17 protein-coding genes are annotated in these 16,981 nt (G+C 36.3%); 10 read left to right on the forward strand and 7 right to left on the reverse strand.

The features are described from left to right. Positions 1 to 44 precede the first annotated feature (44 nt). The 4 genes from FNW21_RS03550 to FNW21_RS03565 form a co-directional block, all read right to left on the reverse strand. Positions 45 to 575, reverse strand: a complete 531-nt coding sequence (locus FNW21_RS03550) for an inorganic diphosphatase (protein ID WP_144255352.1) — start codon at positions 573 to 575, stop codon at positions 45 to 47. Between the two features lie 104 nt (positions 576 to 679). Continuing rightward, positions 680 to 1,282, reverse strand: coding sequence for a DNA-3-methyladenine glycosylase family protein (locus FNW21_RS03555; RefSeq protein ID WP_144255353.1), 603 nt, complete (start codon positions 1,280 to 1,282; stop codon positions 680 to 682). 15 nt (positions 1,283 to 1,297) lie between these two features. Next, positions 1,298 to 3,799, reverse strand: a complete 2,502-nt coding sequence (locus FNW21_RS03560; protein ID WP_144255354.1) for a DUF5686 and carboxypeptidase-like regulatory domain-containing protein — start codon at positions 3,797 to 3,799, stop codon at positions 1,298 to 1,300. 128 nt (positions 3,800 to 3,927) lie between these two features. Then, complete coding sequence (locus tag FNW21_RS03565; protein ID WP_144255355.1) at positions 3,928 to 4,908, reverse strand: pyruvate dehydrogenase complex E1 component subunit beta; 981 nt, start codon at positions 4,906 to 4,908, stop codon at positions 3,928 to 3,930. Between the two features lie 565 nt (positions 4,909 to 5,473). Here FNW21_RS03565 and FNW21_RS03570 point away from each other — a divergent pair. From FNW21_RS03570 to FNW21_RS03585, 4 genes are all read left to right on the forward strand, one after another. Continuing rightward, positions 5,474 to 6,220, forward strand: coding sequence for an electron transfer flavoprotein subunit beta/FixA family protein (locus FNW21_RS03570; RefSeq protein WP_144255356.1), 747 nt, complete (start codon positions 5,474 to 5,476; stop codon positions 6,218 to 6,220). 113 nt (positions 6,221 to 6,333) lie between these two features. Beyond that, entirely contained in the window at positions 6,334 to 7,302 is a 969-nt protein-coding gene (locus FNW21_RS03575; protein ID WP_144255357.1) for an electron transfer flavoprotein subunit alpha/FixB family protein, read from the forward strand. Between the two features lie 169 nt (positions 7,303 to 7,471). Then, complete coding sequence (locus tag FNW21_RS03580) at positions 7,472 to 8,092, forward strand: bifunctional nuclease family protein (protein WP_144255358.1); 621 nt, start codon at positions 7,472 to 7,474, stop codon at positions 8,090 to 8,092. Positions 8,093 to 8,171: 79 nt separating this feature from the next. Next, complete coding sequence (locus FNW21_RS03585; protein ID WP_144255359.1) at positions 8,172 to 8,996, forward strand: thymidylate synthase; 825 nt, start codon at positions 8,172 to 8,174, stop codon at positions 8,994 to 8,996. A 51-nt stretch (positions 8,997 to 9,047) separates the two neighbouring features. Here FNW21_RS03585 and FNW21_RS03590 read toward each other — a convergent pair whose 3' ends face one another. After that, complete coding sequence (locus FNW21_RS03590) at positions 9,048 to 9,344, reverse strand: isoamylase early set domain-containing protein (RefSeq protein WP_144255360.1); 297 nt, start codon at positions 9,342 to 9,344, stop codon at positions 9,048 to 9,050. A gap of 238 nt (positions 9,345 to 9,582) precedes the next feature. Between FNW21_RS03590 and FNW21_RS03595 the strand changes: the two genes are divergently transcribed. Beyond that, a complete protein-coding gene (locus FNW21_RS03595; protein WP_144255361.1) occupies positions 9,583 to 9,924 on the forward strand; it encodes a 2TM domain-containing protein in 342 nt (113 codons plus the stop codon). Between the two features lie 3 nt (positions 9,925 to 9,927). Then, positions 9,928 to 10,410 carry a dihydrofolate reductase gene (locus FNW21_RS03600; protein ID WP_144255362.1) on the forward strand — a complete coding sequence of 161 codons (483 nt, stop codon included), beginning with the start codon at positions 9,928 to 9,930 and terminating at the stop codon, positions 10,408 to 10,410. Between the two features lie 68 nt (positions 10,411 to 10,478). On the opposite strand, the gene FNW21_RS16420 is transcribed toward FNW21_RS03600, so the two are convergent. Further along, on the reverse strand, positions 10,479 to 10,778 hold the full coding sequence (locus FNW21_RS16420; protein WP_144255363.1) for a hypothetical protein: 300 nt from the start codon (positions 10,776 to 10,778) through the stop codon (positions 10,479 to 10,481). Between the two features lie 198 nt (positions 10,779 to 10,976). Here FNW21_RS16420 and ubiE point away from each other — a divergent pair, with 198 nt between their 5' ends. Both ubiE and porT read left to right on the forward strand, forming a co-directional pair. Then, positions 10,977 to 11,708: a bifunctional demethylmenaquinone methyltransferase/2-methoxy-6-polyprenyl-1,4-benzoquinol methylase UbiE gene (gene ubiE, locus FNW21_RS03610; protein WP_144255364.1), complete on the forward strand. Its 732-nt coding sequence runs from the start codon at positions 10,977 to 10,979 to the stop codon at positions 11,706 to 11,708. Between the two features lie 24 nt (positions 11,709 to 11,732). After that, positions 11,733 to 12,452 (forward strand): type IX secretion/gliding motility protein PorT/SprT, encoded by a 720-nt coding sequence (porT, locus tag FNW21_RS03615; RefSeq protein ID WP_144255365.1) that lies wholly within the window; start codon positions 11,733 to 11,735, stop codon positions 12,450 to 12,452. A gap of 37 nt (positions 12,453 to 12,489) precedes the next feature. Here porT and FNW21_RS03620 read toward each other — a convergent pair whose 3' ends face one another. Further along, positions 12,490 to 13,215, reverse strand: a complete 726-nt coding sequence (locus tag FNW21_RS03620; RefSeq protein ID WP_144255366.1) for a TrmH family RNA methyltransferase — start codon at positions 13,213 to 13,215, stop codon at positions 12,490 to 12,492. 37 nt (positions 13,216 to 13,252) lie between these two features. Here FNW21_RS03620 and tamL point away from each other — a divergent pair, with 37 nt between their 5' ends. Together tamL and fbaA are read left to right on the forward strand one after the other, a co-directional pair. Next, positions 13,253 to 15,814, forward strand: a complete 2,562-nt coding sequence (gene tamL, locus FNW21_RS03625) for a translocation and assembly module lipoprotein TamL (protein WP_144255367.1) — start codon at positions 13,253 to 13,255, stop codon at positions 15,812 to 15,814. 59 nt (positions 15,815 to 15,873) lie between these two features. Then, positions 15,874 to 16,941, forward strand: coding sequence for a class II fructose-bisphosphate aldolase (gene fbaA / locus FNW21_RS03630; RefSeq protein ID WP_144255368.1), 1,068 nt, complete (start codon positions 15,874 to 15,876; stop codon positions 16,939 to 16,941). The last annotated feature ends 40 nt before the right edge of the window (positions 16,942 to 16,981 follow it).

Raw genomic sequence — 16,981 nt, forward strand, 5'->3', positions numbered from 1 at the left:
TCATTGCTGAATATTGCTTTTTTTATAAAAATATCGAGTAAAATTTATCTAATACTAAATAATCCCTCTGGTTTATTTTCAATTTGATTAAAACGCTCTGTGCATTCTATAATAATAGCGTGTGCTTCGCTCAAATCTCCCCATCCTTCGACATCTACTACTTTGTTTTCTAAATCTTTATAGACTTGAAAGAAATGTTCGATTTCCTTTAATAAATGCGGGTTGATATCCGATAAGTTTTCTAACGAGTTCCAAATTGGATCTGAAACAGGTACGCAAATTATTTTTTCATCTGGTCCTTTATCATCGGCCATGTGAAAAACGCCAATTGGTTTTACCTCCATTACACAACCTGGAAAAGTAGGTTCGTTTATCAATACCAAAACGTCTAATGGATCTCCGTCAAGTGCCAATGTTTCTGGAATAAAGCCATAATCGGCAGGATACATCATCGATGAGAATAACATTCTATCAAAACGCATTCTTTTTATTTCGAAATCATATTCGTATTTATTTCTGCTTCCTCTTGGTATTTCGATTAATACATCGAAAGATTTTAATTTTGCTGCGGTCATTTGTATTTTCTTTTTCTATAATTCGTTTGCAAAAATAAGAAAAATATACGTTTTTACCATCAAAAAGCAAGGTTATCTCTTCATTAAATTTTTAAGGATAGTCATTAATACACCACCGTTCTTTTTCTTTGTTTCAAATAATAATGCCAAAGCAAAAATGTAGCAACAGATCGATGCGGTTGCCATTGCTGGGCATAGGCTTCCATGGCGGGTTTGTCGTGAATATTCAAAAGTTCCTTAAGAGTAGTTATGACAGCCACGTCGCCTAAAGGAAGCAAGTCAGGCTCTTGCAAACAAAACATCAGGTAAACATCTATCGTCCAGTTCCCTATGCCTTTTATGGCAATGAGTTCCGCACGAACTTGCTCGGAACTTTTGGTCGACAAGCTTTCTAGATCAAGTTCTTTGTTTAAAATGGCTGTTGCCAAAGCTTTGATATACGTTGTTTTTTGACGGCTTACCCCAAGGATTCTAAAATCTTCGGCTGGCAAATCGATAAGTAGTTCAGGAATACAGGTTGTTACTTTGGCTTTTAATTTGTTAAAAGTCGCCTTTGCCGAGTCTATAGAAACTTGCTGTTCCAGAATCAACAATACCAATGTTTCAAAGCCTTCTGGTCGTTTAGGAATAACTGGCAAACCATATTTCTCGATGATATTCTTGAAAACAACATCCTTGGCACAAAGAAAATCTATAGCATCTTGCATGGGTTTATACTAGTTTTAAAAATGAAATCCAAATCCCGCTTTTACCGTAAACTGATTGGTGTCGGGTGTGTTTAAATAACTGCCACGCCACGCCAAATCGATTCGGAAAATTTTAAAAATATTCCCAATTCCCACATTGTATTCCCAGTAAATATTTTCGGGAGCATTGTACGGCAATCCCGATGCGTTGATGGCTCTATTCGCATCCGAAATCGTACCATAAACCCCTTTTACTCCTATAATTTCTCTCCAATTGAGCTTGCGCATAAACGGAATTCTAGCAAATAAGCGTCCGTTAAAATTATGTTCCCACTGCATCGTGGCGTATTGATCGCTTACAAATTCATAAAAGTTAAGATTACTAAAGGCATTATCTACCGTAAAATAGGTTTGATTTCCAGGAATGACACTCATCAATCCCAAGGGTACTGTCCCAAAAGTTTTTCCCACCTCAACAATAATGTTCGTTCGTCCCAAAGGGCCAATGATAATAGGTTGTTTGTAATACAATTGCAATTTATCGTACCTGAAATTGCTATTAAAAACTCCTTTGAAACCATGACTATAATTGATAAAAAAGCGACTATATGGATTGTCAACAACGCTTCGTTCTACCCCAAAATTAATCGTTTCGCGTTTGGGCGTAAACTCAATTTGCAAATTCATTTCGGATTGTCGGACATCGCTTTTAACAACACCCGCAGGATTTGCTGGCGTAGGCAAAGTGGTATAATAATCCAAACTAAACGTTGAGGAAGCCGATTCTAACGTTCGATTTGAAGCTCCCAATTGAAACGTTAAGTTCTTGATAGGTTCTATTTCGATAGAGGCTTTGGTCAAACTGATGTTGGTCAATTTCCCGTTGCTACCCGAGGTAAACAAGGACGAGGATGCCCCGCTCCTACCCAAAACATCATTGGTAGCGGTTAAACTAGAGCCAATTTGTTCAATATCCCGCCTATTCCCTCCCGAAATAATGATTCGGTTTTTCTTGTCAATCATCCATTTTCCGGAAATCCCGTATTTGAATTTATCGTCGTTAAAACCGTAAGCGGTATAGGCTTGCAGTCGCCAAGGGTCATTAGGACCAAAATACGTTCTTCCACCCGCACGCAACCGCACACCTTCGACTTCATTGTACCCAAAACTCGAAAAAATAGGCCCGTAATCAAAATTTTTATACTCAATATACCCACTTCCCAACACCGAAACTAAACTGTACAATTCCTTAAACTTACGCACCGTTTGTAGCGTATCGAGCATTTTATACACTCCCAATTCATCTTTGGTCAAATTCTCAAACCGGTTTTCTTTCCAATAATCATCCGTTTTATTATAGACTTCGTTGTCTATATAATTCACTTCTTCTTTATAAAAATTGGCTGGTTTTGGGGTATTAAAGTTGTGATTTCGATACAAAGTGGTTCTTTTGCCGTAGACTCCTTTTGATTTTTCTTTTTTGTTAAAAGCAAAATCCGACATCAAATAATCCTTGGTCAGCAAAAAAACCGAATCGTTGACCACGTCAAATTCTTGTTCGATATAAATGTCCTTTACCCAGTTAATATTAGCACTTTTGGTCACTGCCATATTGATTTTTTTGATGGCAAATGTGGTATCGCTTACCCAAAAATCACCTTTAAAAGTCAATTCATTTTTGCGTCTTGGATAAAAAACAATATTAAAACACCATTTTTTATCAATAAAAGCGCTGTCTTTCAAGACGTAATTATAAGTGTCAATTCCTGTTCTAGAAAGCGGACTCGTAAAACTTTTGTCAAAAAAAGTCAAGTGATTGTCATAAATATCATAATCCGAATACAAATCTTTGACAAAACCCAAAATTTGCTGATTGCCATTAAAACCAGCCGTTTTATTGGCTTTTATTTTTTGCTTTATCTTCTTTATTTTGTTGTCACCATAAACATCATACAAGGCCTCATTTATAAAAATGGGCAAGTATGTTTTTCCTGTAATTTTGGACGTATCGACTTGGTTAAAAATAAATTCCATGCCCTTAAAAAGTTTATTTTTCATAAAAGCACTATCAATCGTGTTCATGTCAAACTCTACTTTCTCGTATTTTTCCATTTGATATTGGTCAAACAGGTACAAACCATTTTTGCGCTTGCGTTCCCATATTTTGCGCAATATATCCAGAGCTGGGTTGGTTTTTTTGGAGGTTTTTCCGGTAAAAATGACCACTTCTTTTAGGTTTTCGGCGGCGTTGAGTACAATTTTGAAATTATAATTAATTGCTTTTTCCAAGGTAATTTCCTTGTCCGAAAATCCAACGGATGAAATCACTAATACCGAATACGTTTTGGGTGATTCGAGATAAAAACGCCCATCCTCATTGGTTACTATACCAGTATTAGAATCCTTAAAAACTACATTTGCAAACGGAATAGGAAGATTTTCTTTGTCCAAAACTATACCGCTCACTTTGGTTTGCCCCAAAACAGCATTGGCTACAGCAAACAAAAAAAACAGATAAAATACAGTACTTTTTTTCATAATTATCCAAAAAAAAACTTCATCAGAAAGCATTTCTGATGAAGTTTCAAATATAATTAATTAGAATTTTAGAACGATGCAATTGCTTGCTTTTCATCTAAAATTTAACCTAATATTAAGGGTTTCCCTTATTTTTTATACAGCACTTTTTTTACCGCTTTTACAACATCACCAGCATTAGGTAACCATTCTTTAAGCAAAACTGGCGAATAAGGTGCTGGAGTATCGGCAGTGGTAATGCGTTGAATTGGCGCATCCAAGAAATCAAAAGCTTGTTCTTGCACTAAATACGCAATTTCCGAAGAAACGCTAGCAAATGGCCAAGCTTCCTCGAGAATTACCAATCTATTCGTCTTTTTAACCGAAGTTAAAATAGCATCTTTATCCATTGGGCGAACCGTTCTTAAGTCGATAATTTCGCATGAAATCCCTTCTTTAGCCAATTCATCCGCAGCGATATAAGCCTCTTTGATAATTTTTCCAAAAGAAACAATGGTCACATCAGTACCTTCTCGTTTAATATCGGCAACCCCAATCGGAATCGTATATTCGCCATCTGGCACTTCGCCTTTATCCCCATACATTTGCTCTGATTCCATAAAAATTACAGGATCATTATCACGAATAGCTGATTTCAACAAGCCTTTGGCATCATACACATTCGATGGTACAACTACTTTTAATCCAGGTGTATTGGCAAACCAGTTTTCTAGCGCTTGTGAGTGTGTAGCTCCTAATTGTCCCGCCGATGCTGTAGGCCCACGAAAAACGATAGGAACATTAAATTGTCCACCAGTCATTTGACGCATTTTGGCAGCATTATTTATAATTTGATCAATTCCAACTAAACAAAAGTTGAACGTCATGTATTCTACAATAGGACGACAACCATTCATAGCCGATCCTACCGCAATTCCAGTAAAACCAAGTTCCGCAATAGGCGTATCAATCACTCTTTTTTCGCCAAATTCGGCCAGCATTCCTTTCGAAGCTTTATAAGCTCCGTTGTATTCAGCAACCTCTTCACCCATTAAGTATATGGACTCATCGCGACGCATTTCTTCACTCATCGCTTCGCAAATTGCCTCTCTAAATTGTATCGTTCTCATAGTTATATTTATATATTGTGTGTGTCTAATTTTTCGAAAAGCAAAAATAAATATTTTAAACCACTTAAAAGCATAAATCACGCTAAAATAATTAGGAGCTGTTTCCGGCTATACGCTATATCTTGCTGTGACTAAAGAAGTCACAGCAAGGATACCGCTGCTATCCGGGCTACGAAATCGATATAATGAATCAAACTCTTGTCCCAAATTCGTTTTAGAGTCCCAATCAAGCACGTTTAAGCAACAATTTCAAGTTTTTTTGTTGGAATTTTTGTTATCCTTTATACCGTATAACCCGTACACCAAAAGATAAAAACACCACAAAATAAGTATAGCATTTTGTTTGAAAAAACCTAACAGCCCGAAGCGCACTCGACCAAAAGAGAGAAAGTTGCGGTACATGTGAATCCTAAATTTCAAAACTTTATGCTTCTACCATTGTCATAAAAACAAACAAAACAACGAAATCGTAATAGGTATAAAAAATATTATGCACGCATAGTACTTTATTCAAATTATTATTTTAAATTTGTCAAGCATTTTTAGAAATTCAAAATAAACACCTATGAAAATATTAGTTTGCATCAGTCACGTTCCTGATACTACTTCCAAAATTAACTTTATCAATGACGACTCTCAATTTGACACCAACGGCGTTCAATATGTAATCAATCCTAATGATGAATTTGGTTTGACACGTGCCATTTGGTTTCAAGAACAACAAGGCGCAACAGTAACCGTAATCAATGTTGGCGGCCCAGAAACCGAACCTACTTTGCGCAAAGCCTTGGCCATTGGCGCAAATGAAGCCATTCGAGTAAATGCCACACCTACAGATGGTTTTTTTGTTGCCAAACAATTAGCCGAAGTCATTAAAAACGGTAGTTACGACATTATCATCGCCGGAAAAGAATCATTGGATTACAATGGCGGCATGGTACCGGGTATGCTAGCAGGAATTGTAGGCTATAATTTTGTAAATTCGTGTACGGGTTTGACCGTTGATGGTACAAATGCAACCGCAATTCGCGAAATAGATGGCGGGAAAGAAACCCTAACCACTAGTTTACCACTTATTATTGGAAGTCAAAAAGGATTGGTAGAGGAGAAAGATTTGCGCATTCCAAACATGAGAGGAATAATGACAGCCCGAACCAAAGTCTTAACTGTACTAGAACCAATCGAAGCTGGACAAACTACCAAAGCAGTAAAGTTCGAAAAACCAGCTCCAAAATCAGCCGTGAAATTAGTTGCCGCTGACAACCTAGACGAATTAATTAATTTATTACACAACGAAGCCAAGGTAATTTAAGAATTGGATTGAAGATTGATGAGTAACGATTTTTGATTGCTGATAGCAAAAAATCCAAAATCTTTAGTCCAAAGTCTAAAATCACAAGTCTAAAATCTAAAATCAAAATCATTATGTCAATAGTATTATACGCAGAATTCGCAGAAGGAAAATTCAAAAAAGTAGCACTAGAACTCGCTTCCTATGCCAAAAAAATTGCCGAGTCATTAGGAACTACAGTAACTGCCGTAACCATTAATGCCGGAGATGTTTCGGAATTATCGAAATATGGTGTCGATAAAGTACTCCAAGTTACCAACGATAAATTAGCAGGTTTTACAGCCAAAGCCTATGCCGATGTTATCAAACAAGCCGCCGAGAAAGAAAATGCCCAATTGGTTTTACTATCCTCCACAACAGATAGCATGTACCTCTCGGGATTAGTAGCCTTGGCTTTAAATGCTGGATTTGCTTCTAACGTAACGGGATTGCCTGTAAGCATTGCTCCTTTTCAAGTAAAAAGAACCGCTTTTTCTAACAAAGCATTTACAATTACTGAAATTAGCACCCCTATAAAAGTCCTTGGTCTTGCCAAAAACTCGTATGGGATTTTTGAAAACGCAAGCACTTTGACCCAAGAAGCATTTAACCCATCCCTTGCCGATGCTGATTTTGGTGTAAAAGTAACAGGAATAGAAAAAGCATCTGGAAAAGTGTCCATTGCCGATGCCGATATAGTCGTATCAGCAGGACGAGGTTTAAAAAGTCCCGATAATTGGGGAATGATCGAGGAGTTAGCTAGCGTTCTAGGAGCAGCAACAGCTTGTTCAAAACCCGTTTCGGATTTGGGTTGGAGACCTCACGGAGAACACGTAGGACAAACTGGTAAGCCGGTAGCTACTAATTTGTATATTGCCATCGGAATTTCGGGTGCGATACAACATATTGCAGGAATCAACTCTTCCAAAATAAAAGTGGTTATCAATAGCGACCCAGAAGCCCCTTTCTTTAAAGTCGCTGATTACGGGGTAGTAGGCGACGCTTTTGAAATTGTACCGGAATTAATCCAGAAATTAAAAGCATTCAAGGCGCAACACGCTTAATTTTTTTAAAATTCTAAACTTCAAATATAGCTTCCCAAAAATAAGATAATTGTATCTTTGCTTTGGGGAGCTTTTTTGTTCCATATTTTTTGATTAAAATTGCACCTTATATTCCAAAAAGAATCAACCCCATTAATGTGGTACTTTTGTACTTTTCATCTTTGCAACCATGAGTTTAGTTAAACTATCTATAAAAGGAATTTCTTACAGTCAAACCCAAAACGGCGCCTATGCTTTGATTTTGAACGAAGTCGATGGCGAACGGAAATTACCTATTGTCATTGGCGCTTTTGAAGCCCAATCTATCGCAATTGCTTTAGAAAAAGAGATCAAACCACCTCGCCCATTAACTCATGATTTATTCAAAAATTTTGCCGAACGTTTTGATATTGTAGTCAAGCAAGTAATCATTCATAAATTAGTAGATGGTGTTTTTTACTCGAGTATCATTTGCGAAAGAGATAAAATCGAAGAAATAATCGATGCTAGAACCTCGGATGCTATTGCATTGGCACTGCGCTTTAACGCTCCTATTTTTACCTACAAAAACATCTTGGACAAAGCGGGGATTTTCCTGAAAGCTAATCCGTCGCAACCCGACAAAGATGCTCAAGAAATAGATGATGTTCTCTCGCATCCTGACACTTTTGGACAGGAAGAAACCAATCAATCTGGGCAAACCTACTCGAATCATACCGTGCAAGAGCTCAACGAATTGTTAGATCAAGCTGTGGAACAAGAGGATTACGAAAAGGCAGCAAAAATTAGGGACGAAATCTCAAAACGATAATCTCATTCGTGTAATTTACTTTGATAATTCCGAGTAAATCCAGAAAAACGCATTCAAAAACCTAAACGATTACATTCAAATGAAACAATATTTAGATTTGGTACAACACGTAATGGAAAACGGTTGTCAAAAAGGAGACCGAACAGGAACGGGAACCAAAAGTGTTTTTGGATACCAAATGCGTTTTGATTTAAGTGAGGGTTTCCCTATGGTTACAACCAAAAAACTACATCTAAAATCGATTATTTTCGAGTTGCTCTGGTTCTTAAAAGGCGATACCAATATCAAATACCTACAGGAAAATGGTGTAAAAATTTGGGACGCTTGGGCTGATGCCAATGGCGATTTAGGCCCTGTTTACGGACACCAATGGCGCAATTGGAATAGCGAAGAAATAGACCAAATAAGCGACCTTATAACCGAACTAAAAACCAATCCGAATAGTCGTAGAATGCTCGTTTCGGCATGGAATCCATCCGTATTGCCCGATACGACCAAAACATTTACAGAGAATGTAGCCAATAACAAAGCGGCTTTGCCTCCTTGTCACGCTTTTTTTCAGTTCTATGTCTCTGACGGAAAATTATCTTGTCAATTGTACCAGCGTTCCGCCGATATTTTTCTTGGCGTTCCTTTTAACATTGCTTCTTATGCTTTGTTGACCATGATGATTGCACAAGTTTGCGGTTTAGAATCGGGAGAATTTATTCACACCTTTGGCGATGCCCACATTTATAACAATCATTTTGAGCAACTCGAATTGCAACTGTCACGAGAACCAAAATCATTGCCAAGAATGATTTTGAATCCAGACATAACAACTATTTTCGATTTTACTTTCGAAGATTTTACCTTGGAGGGATACGAGCCACATGCAGGAATAAAAGGAAGCGTTGCTGTTTAAACACAACTTTAAACTAAAAAATCCGCTTCACAGCGGATTTTTTTATTCTTATTACAACATTATAAGGCTATTTTCTGCACCAGCAAAATCATTCCAAATATACGAATCGGCTTCTGGCTCGTTTACAAATGCGCCGTCAACGATATATTTAAACTCATACGAAGTATCCTTGTTTAAATCGTAAGTTACTTTAAAAGTACCATTTTTTAATTTGCCCATAACACCTTCTTCGGCACTCCAATTGTTAAAATCCCCTACTACTGATACTGCAGTTGCATCTTTAGCTTCGACAGAAAACGTAACTTTACAAACTGGTTTCGACTTTATAAATTGTTTCTTAATTGACATAACTATTTCATTTTTAGATTTATGGGACAAAGAAAATAAATTCATTTGAACTAACAATAAAAAAAATGCAGATTTAGGATAAAAGTGAAAATTTTGTTAAAATTTGAAAAAATTAACAATTTTAAAGGACTAAAAACAGCATTTAAAAAGCACTTTCATCTTTTACAGTAAAGATTAAAAGAGAGGAAGTATCAATTTCCAAAATAAATTTTATCTTTATGAACTCAAAAAACAACCTATGGAAAGTACCCAACACGAACAATATGAATATGCCCGAAGTAGATTAAAACAAAAAAAGAGACTCTACTTTCATTTTGTTTTATTCGTATTAGTGAGTATATTTTTGTTTGTTGCCAATCACTTTTTCGAGATTTGTCCCCAAACCAATTGGTGTATTTGGGTGATTACCTTTTGGTTATTTCTATTTACACTTCATTTTATAAAAGTTTTCATCACCGATCGTTTTATGAATAAAAACTGGGAAAGGGATCAAATTAACCGATTGATGGCTTTACAAGAAAAAAAAATTAGTCAACTTCAACATAAAATAGAGGAAGACGACCTTACCAAAACACTATAGTTTATGATTATTATGATTGCTGCAGTTGCCCAGAACAATGCTTTGGGCAAAAATAATGAGTTAGTTTGGCATCTTCCTAACGACTTTAAACGATTTAAAACACTCACTTCGGGACATCATATCATTATGGGCCGAAAAACATTTGAAAGCTTTCCTAAACCGCTCCCCAACCGAACGCATATTGTCATAACACGCCAAAAAAATTACCATCCCGAAGGTTGTATTATTGCTGACAGCATCGAAAAAGCAATAGCCTCTTGCCCTGAAAACGAAGATGCCTTTATTATAGGTGGCGGCGAAATTTATGCACTAGGAATGCCTCTTGCCGATGCGCTAGAAATTACTTGTGTGCATCATGATTTTGAAGCCGATGCTTTTTTTCCTGAAATTAATACTACCGATTGGAAAGTAACCAGTGAAGAAGCCCACAGCAAAGACGACAAACACTTATACGACTATACTTACCTCACGTACCATAGAAAATAAAACAAAAAAACATCCTTTTTACAGGATGTTTTTTATTTAAAAGAAAAGAATGATTTTTGAGTAATGACCTACTCTTGATTCAGTATTTGATAAAATAAAATAAAAATACCAAAAAATAATAACGCTCCAGAAATGGAGAGAATTAGATTTGATACCTTCTCAGTGTACAACTCAAAATAGCCTTTAATACCAAATACCACGAAGATACTAAAGACAAAGAAAATTAAAATTTCCAAAAACAAATTTAATCCTAAGAACGTATTTTGCGCATTAAGATCTATCCCTTTTACGGAAATAGCTCCTTCAAAACCGCTTACAAGAACAAATGAGATCAGTAGCGCAAGCAAAAACCATTTGATTTGGGTCATTAAACAAAAATATATCATTAAACAATTTCTTTATGGGACAAATGTGACTATTAATTTGACACAAAACAATACCGGAAATTAGTGATTTTTTCATTTTTTTTCAAACCCCAAAAAACGCTTAAAAAAGATAAATTCTAATCCAAAAAGCCGTTACTGATTGATGTACTTTGTGCTATATTTGTACAAATTTAAAACGCAATGTCAAAAAATGTTACCCCTTATAAAAATTCTTCTTTAGGCAAAAAAGAACAAGTAGCACAAATGTTCGATACCATATCAGGCAATTACGACAGCCTTAATAGAGTCATTTCATTTGGCATAGACATAAAATGGCGAAAGAAAGTAGTAGCCATTATCGCTAAATCTAACCCGAAAATTCTCCTTGATATTGCAACAGGAACTGGCGACCTCGCTATTTTGATGGCGCAAACTAATGCCGAAAAAATTATTGGCCTAGATATTTCAGCTGGAATGCTGGAAGTAGGCGTACAAAAAATTGCCGCAAAAAAACTATCCAACCGAATCGAAATGCTACTGGGCGACTCGGAAAACATGCCCTTTGCAGACAACTATTTTGATGCTATCACGGTTGCTTTTGGGGTACGTAATTTTGAAACGCTCGAAAAAGGACTAGCCGAAATCTTGAGAGTTTTAAAACCAAATGGTGTATTCGTGATTTTAGAAACTTCGGTTCCTGAAAAATTTCCTTACAAGCAAGGCTACCACTTTTACAGCAAGAACATACTTCCCTTGATAGGAAAGTTGTTTTCTAAAGACAATACCGCTTATGGCTATTTATCGGAATCTTCGGCGGTTTTTCCTTATGGTGAAACCTTAAACAATATTTTAAGAAAAATTGGGTTTATAGAGGTTCAAGCAATGCCACAAACATTTGGCGTTGCCACTATTTATTCGGCTTCAAAAAAATAAAAACGAAACCTTTTTGGATTTACTATGAAAAAAATAACCATACTGATACTGTTAGTACTAGCAGCAAAAGGGAACGCTCAATTTAACAAACACCTGTTTAGCAAGGATCCTATAATCAATCTTGAAAACTTTCAAAAGCAACGATTGTACTTTGGGTTTTACATGGGTTTTAACGCCTATGATTTTAAAATTGATTACAAAACGGATGTTCCTGATATACTCGTAAAAAAAACTACTGGTTTCAATGTGGGTTTGGTAGCGGATTTAAAACTACAAGAATACGTCAACTTGCGGTTTGAACCTGGTTTGTATTATACCAAAAGGGATTTTTATTACCCTTCGAGTTATTTTCCAACTATTCCTTCAAACCAAGACAAAATAAGAGAGGTCAATAGCACGTACATTCACTTTCCGTTATTGGTGAAATTTTCGGCTTTGAGAACAGGAAATGTGAGGCCGTACCTAGAAGGAGGACTTTCTACAACGCTTAATTTATCGAGTAATTCGAAATCATTAGACGATAATTTAGACAATACGTTTAGGATGAAAGCCTGGACTACCAATTACGAATTGGGTTTTGGTATTGATATTTTCTCGGAATATTTTATTTTCTCTCCTTCCATTAGAGGCGTTTTTGGACTAAAAGACGAGTTAATTCGGGATAAAGATCCCAATAGCCCATGGACTAGCAATATCGAATCTATAAAAAGCAGGGCTGTATTTATCAATTTTACTTTCCATTAAATAAAAGTGGTTGGTTAGGCGTCTTAAATACTTCAAATTAACCCCGACGAAATTCACTCAATACAATTGCGGTGGCGGTAGCAACATTCAAGCTTTCGGTTTGTTGTAGTGCGCCAAAACGAGGAATGGTGAGTCGGTTTTTTATCAAATGCTCTAATTCTGCTGCAATTCCGTTTGCTTCGTTGCCCATAATGACAATTCCTTCTTGGGGCAAAGCAGTTTTATAAATAGAATCCCCATCCATAAAAGTTCCAAAAACGGGTAAACTTGTACTGCTCAAAAAATCAGTTAAAGACACATAATTTACATTAACTCGTGTAATAGAGCCCATTGTAGCCTGAACCACTTTGGGATTATAAACATCGACCGTTTCTCTAGAACACACCATTTGACTTATCCCAAACCAGTCGCACAGTCGCAAAATCGTCCCCAAGTTGCCTGGATCTCGTATGCTATCGAGTGCTAGAATGAGTCCCGCATTTTGAATATTGGCTTCGGCTGGCATTTTGAAAACCGCCAAGCAGGTATTGGGAGTTGCTAGAACACTTATTTTTCGCAAATCGCTCTCGGCAATATGGGATTTTTTATCCTTTGCAACAGCGTCAAAATCGTCTTGAGTGGTATATAAATGATCGAGTTCCAGAGAAGAATCTAGCAGTTCTTGAATGCATTTTACGCCTTCGGCAAAAAATAATTGATGGGCCAATCGAAATTTCTTTTGGTGCAAACTAGATATTAGTTTTATTTGGTTTTTACTAACCATAAAATAATGTACTTTTGAATTAAATATATTAGAACACTTGAAAAAGATTTCCACAAAAATAGTAGCATTTATTCTAATTGCAATATTTATTTCGGCATGTAATTCTTTAAAAAGAGTTCCTGACGGCAAACATCTCCTTACTAAAAACCAAATTTTAGTAAATGACAAAGCGGTAAAAGAGGAAGTGCTCTTTAATCAATTGTATCAAAAACCCAACAGCACCTTGCTGGGGTATAAACTGCGATTGAACCTTTACAATGCGGCAAATTTGAATCCTGACTCTACCTACCAAGCTAAATTTACCAATCATCCCGGAAAATACGAACGTATGTCGAAATGGTTATCTGCCAAGCAAGTGGATCGTTTAGGAAAATCATTTTACTACCATGGCATTCATGATTTTTTAAAAAAAGTAGGCGAACCTCCCGTAATAATTGACCGTACCAGAGCTGACAAATCCGTGTTGCGATTGAAATATTATTACATCAACAATGGCTATTTTAATGTAAAAACCAGTTATAGTATTGACACCATTGCTCCTAAAAAAGCGGCTATAAAATATGCCATTCAGTTGGGCAACCCCTTTCTTTTGGACTCTTTGAAAACGAGTATTCGAACACCTGCTTTGGATTCTTTGTACCAAAAAAACAAATTGAACAGCGTTATAAAAACTGGAAATCAATACAAAGTAGCTGATTTTGAAGAGGAAAAAAATAGAATCAGTACCAATTTTAGAAACAATGGCGTCTATCATTTTCAGCCTAATTATGTAAGTTTCAACATTGACACCATTGGTAAAGTCAACAAAGCCAATGTCAATTTGATCATTAATAATTATTCCTATCAGGAAAAAGATTCCAGTAAAACCGAGCCGTTTCGAGTTTTCAAAATTAGTGCTGTCAAAATTTACACGGATTATTCGCCTACCAATAGCAACGCTACCGTGACGGACAGTACCACATTTAACAATTTTATATTGTATAGCCACGGCAAATTAAAATACAAACCTCACGCCATAACCGATGCGATTTTTATCAATAAGGGAATGCTTTTTGCTGATTTTAGAACCGTTCTGACCAACCGGTATTTGAACAATCTCAAAATTTTTAATTACCCCAGCATTCAATACGAAGTCGACAAAAAAGATTCCACCGCACATTCCTTGATTGCCAAAGTGTATTTGACACCCAGAAAAAAATATAGTTTTGGCTGGACTTCGGATATTACACATTCTAACATTCAAGATTTTGGAATTGGAATGAGCATTTCGCAATCCATTAGAAACGTTTTTAATGGTGCCGAAACCTTTGAGATTGCGGCAAGAGGCAACATTGGATCATCAAAAGATTTGGCCAATCCCAACAACGCCTTTTTCAATGTAACCGAATATGGTTTGGATTTAAAATTAAACATTCCCAGATTGTTCACCCCTTTTAATACCGAGAAAATCATTCCAAAAAGCATGATTCCGTATACACAAATTACAGCGGGTTTTGCCAAACAAAGAAACATAGGACTTGACAAAGAAAATTTCACTGGCGCCATCACCTACAATTGGACGCCCAAACGCAACAATACCGCTCGTTTTGATTTGTTTAATGTACAATTTGTTCGGAATTTGAATCCATTAAACTATTTTAATGTGTACAAATCCTCCTATAAAGCATTGAACGCCATAGGAAAAACGTACAATGTAGATCCGCTTAATTTTGACAATATTGACGATAAAAATTTACTTATACCATCGGGAACGACCGGGTTTACTCAAAATGTATTTGATCAAACTACCACTTTGAAACCTACCGATGCCAAATACAAAGAGGTCGAAAGCATTGAGGAAAGAAGAAAACGATTGACCGAAAATGATTTTATTCTAGCGACCAATTATACGTTTACCAAAACAACCAAGAAAGACTTGCAAGACAATACCTTCTATCAATTTAAAGTCAAGGTAGAATCAGCGGGCTCGTTGCTGACTATGATTTCTAAAGCCAGTAATTTGCAAAAAAATGCCAATAATAATTATGAAATTTTCAATCTAGAATATTCCGAATACTTAAAAACCGAGTTTGACTATATCAAACATTGGGATTTATCCAAACAAAAAGTACTGGCAGTGCGAACGTTTTTTGGTATTGCAATCCCTTTTGGCAACTCAAAATACGTTCCTTTTTCTAGAAGTTATTTTTCAGGTGGATCTAATGACAATAGGGCTTGGCAACCGTATGGACTGGGACCTGGGAGCAGCGGAGGCGTCAATGATTTTAACGAAGCCAATATGAAAATTGCCATTAGTGGCGAGTTTAGATTCAAGATATTGGGAAGTCTAAAAGGAGCTCTTTTTGCCGATGCAGGCAATATTTGGAATGTCCTAGACAATGTCACCGATGAAAAATCAACTTTTACAAGTCTAAAAGATTTAGAAGATATCGCTTTGGGAACTGGATTTGGTATGCGATACGACTTTAGCTTCTTTGTCGTTCGTTTTGATTTGGGCTTTAAAACCTACAATCCTGCCTATGTATTGGGCGATCGATGGTTCAAAGAATACAATTTTGGACACTCTGTTTTAAATTTTGGAATTAATTACCCATTCTAATTCAAGAAATTCTTATTTTTGCAAACTAAAAACTAAAAAACAATTTAAAAAAAAGGACAATGGCACACAACATAAAACCGGGAGTAGCTACAGGAGATCAGGTTCAGGAAATTTTTAATTATGCAAAAGAAAAAGGATTTGCATTACCTGCAGTAAATGTTACAGGATCTAATACAATCAATGGCGTTCTAGAAACAGCTGCAAAATTGAATGCCCCAGTTATCATTCAGTTTTCGAATGGTGGAGCACAATTTAATGCTGGAAAAGGACTTTCGAATGTAGGTGAAAAAGCCGCTATTGCTGGTGGAATTGCTGGAGCAAAACACATTCATACCTTGGCCGAAGCTTACGGAGCAACTGTAATTTTACACACGGATCACTGTGCCAAAAAACTATTACCTTGGATTGATGGTTTATTAGATGCTTCCGAAGCCCATTTTGCTGCAACAGGAAAACCATTGTTTTCGTCGCACATGATTGATTTATCCGAAGAGCCAATTGAAGAAAACATCGAAATTTGCAAAGGATATTTAGAAAGAATGAGCAAAATGGGAATGACACTAGAAATCGAACTTGGCATCACTGGTGGAGAAGAAGATGGTGTTGACAACTCTGATGTAGATAGCTCAAAATTATACACACAACCTTCAGAAGTATCGTATGCTTATGAAGAATTATCAAAAGTAAGCCCAAGATTTACAATTGCAGCTTCTTTTGGAAACGTTCACGGAGTTTACAAACCAGGAAATGTAAAATTGACACCAAAAATCCTAAAAAACTCTCAAGATTACGTTCAAGAAAAATTCAAAACAGGACCAAACCCAGTTGATTTTGTTTTTCACGGTGGATCAGGATCTACATTAGAAGAAATCAGAGAAGGAATTAGCTACGGCGTTATCAAAATGAACATCGATACTGATTTACAATTCGCTTTTACTGAAGGAATTCGTGATTATATGGTAAAAAATATTGATTACCTAAAAACACAAATTGGCAATCCAGAAGGTGCTGATGCTCCTAACAAAAAATACTACGATCCAAGAAAATGGTTGCGTGAAAGTGAAGTGACTTTCAATACAAGACTAGAACAAGCATTTGCTGACTTGAACAACGTGAATACACTATAAATTCAAATTATGAATTATAAATTATAAATTATGAATTACA

Origin of the sequence: Flavobacterium restrictum (genome assembly GCF_007097245.1) — a bacterium.
GTDB classification, from domain to species: domain Bacteria; phylum Bacteroidota; class Bacteroidia; order Flavobacteriales; family Flavobacteriaceae; genus Flavobacterium; species Flavobacterium restrictum.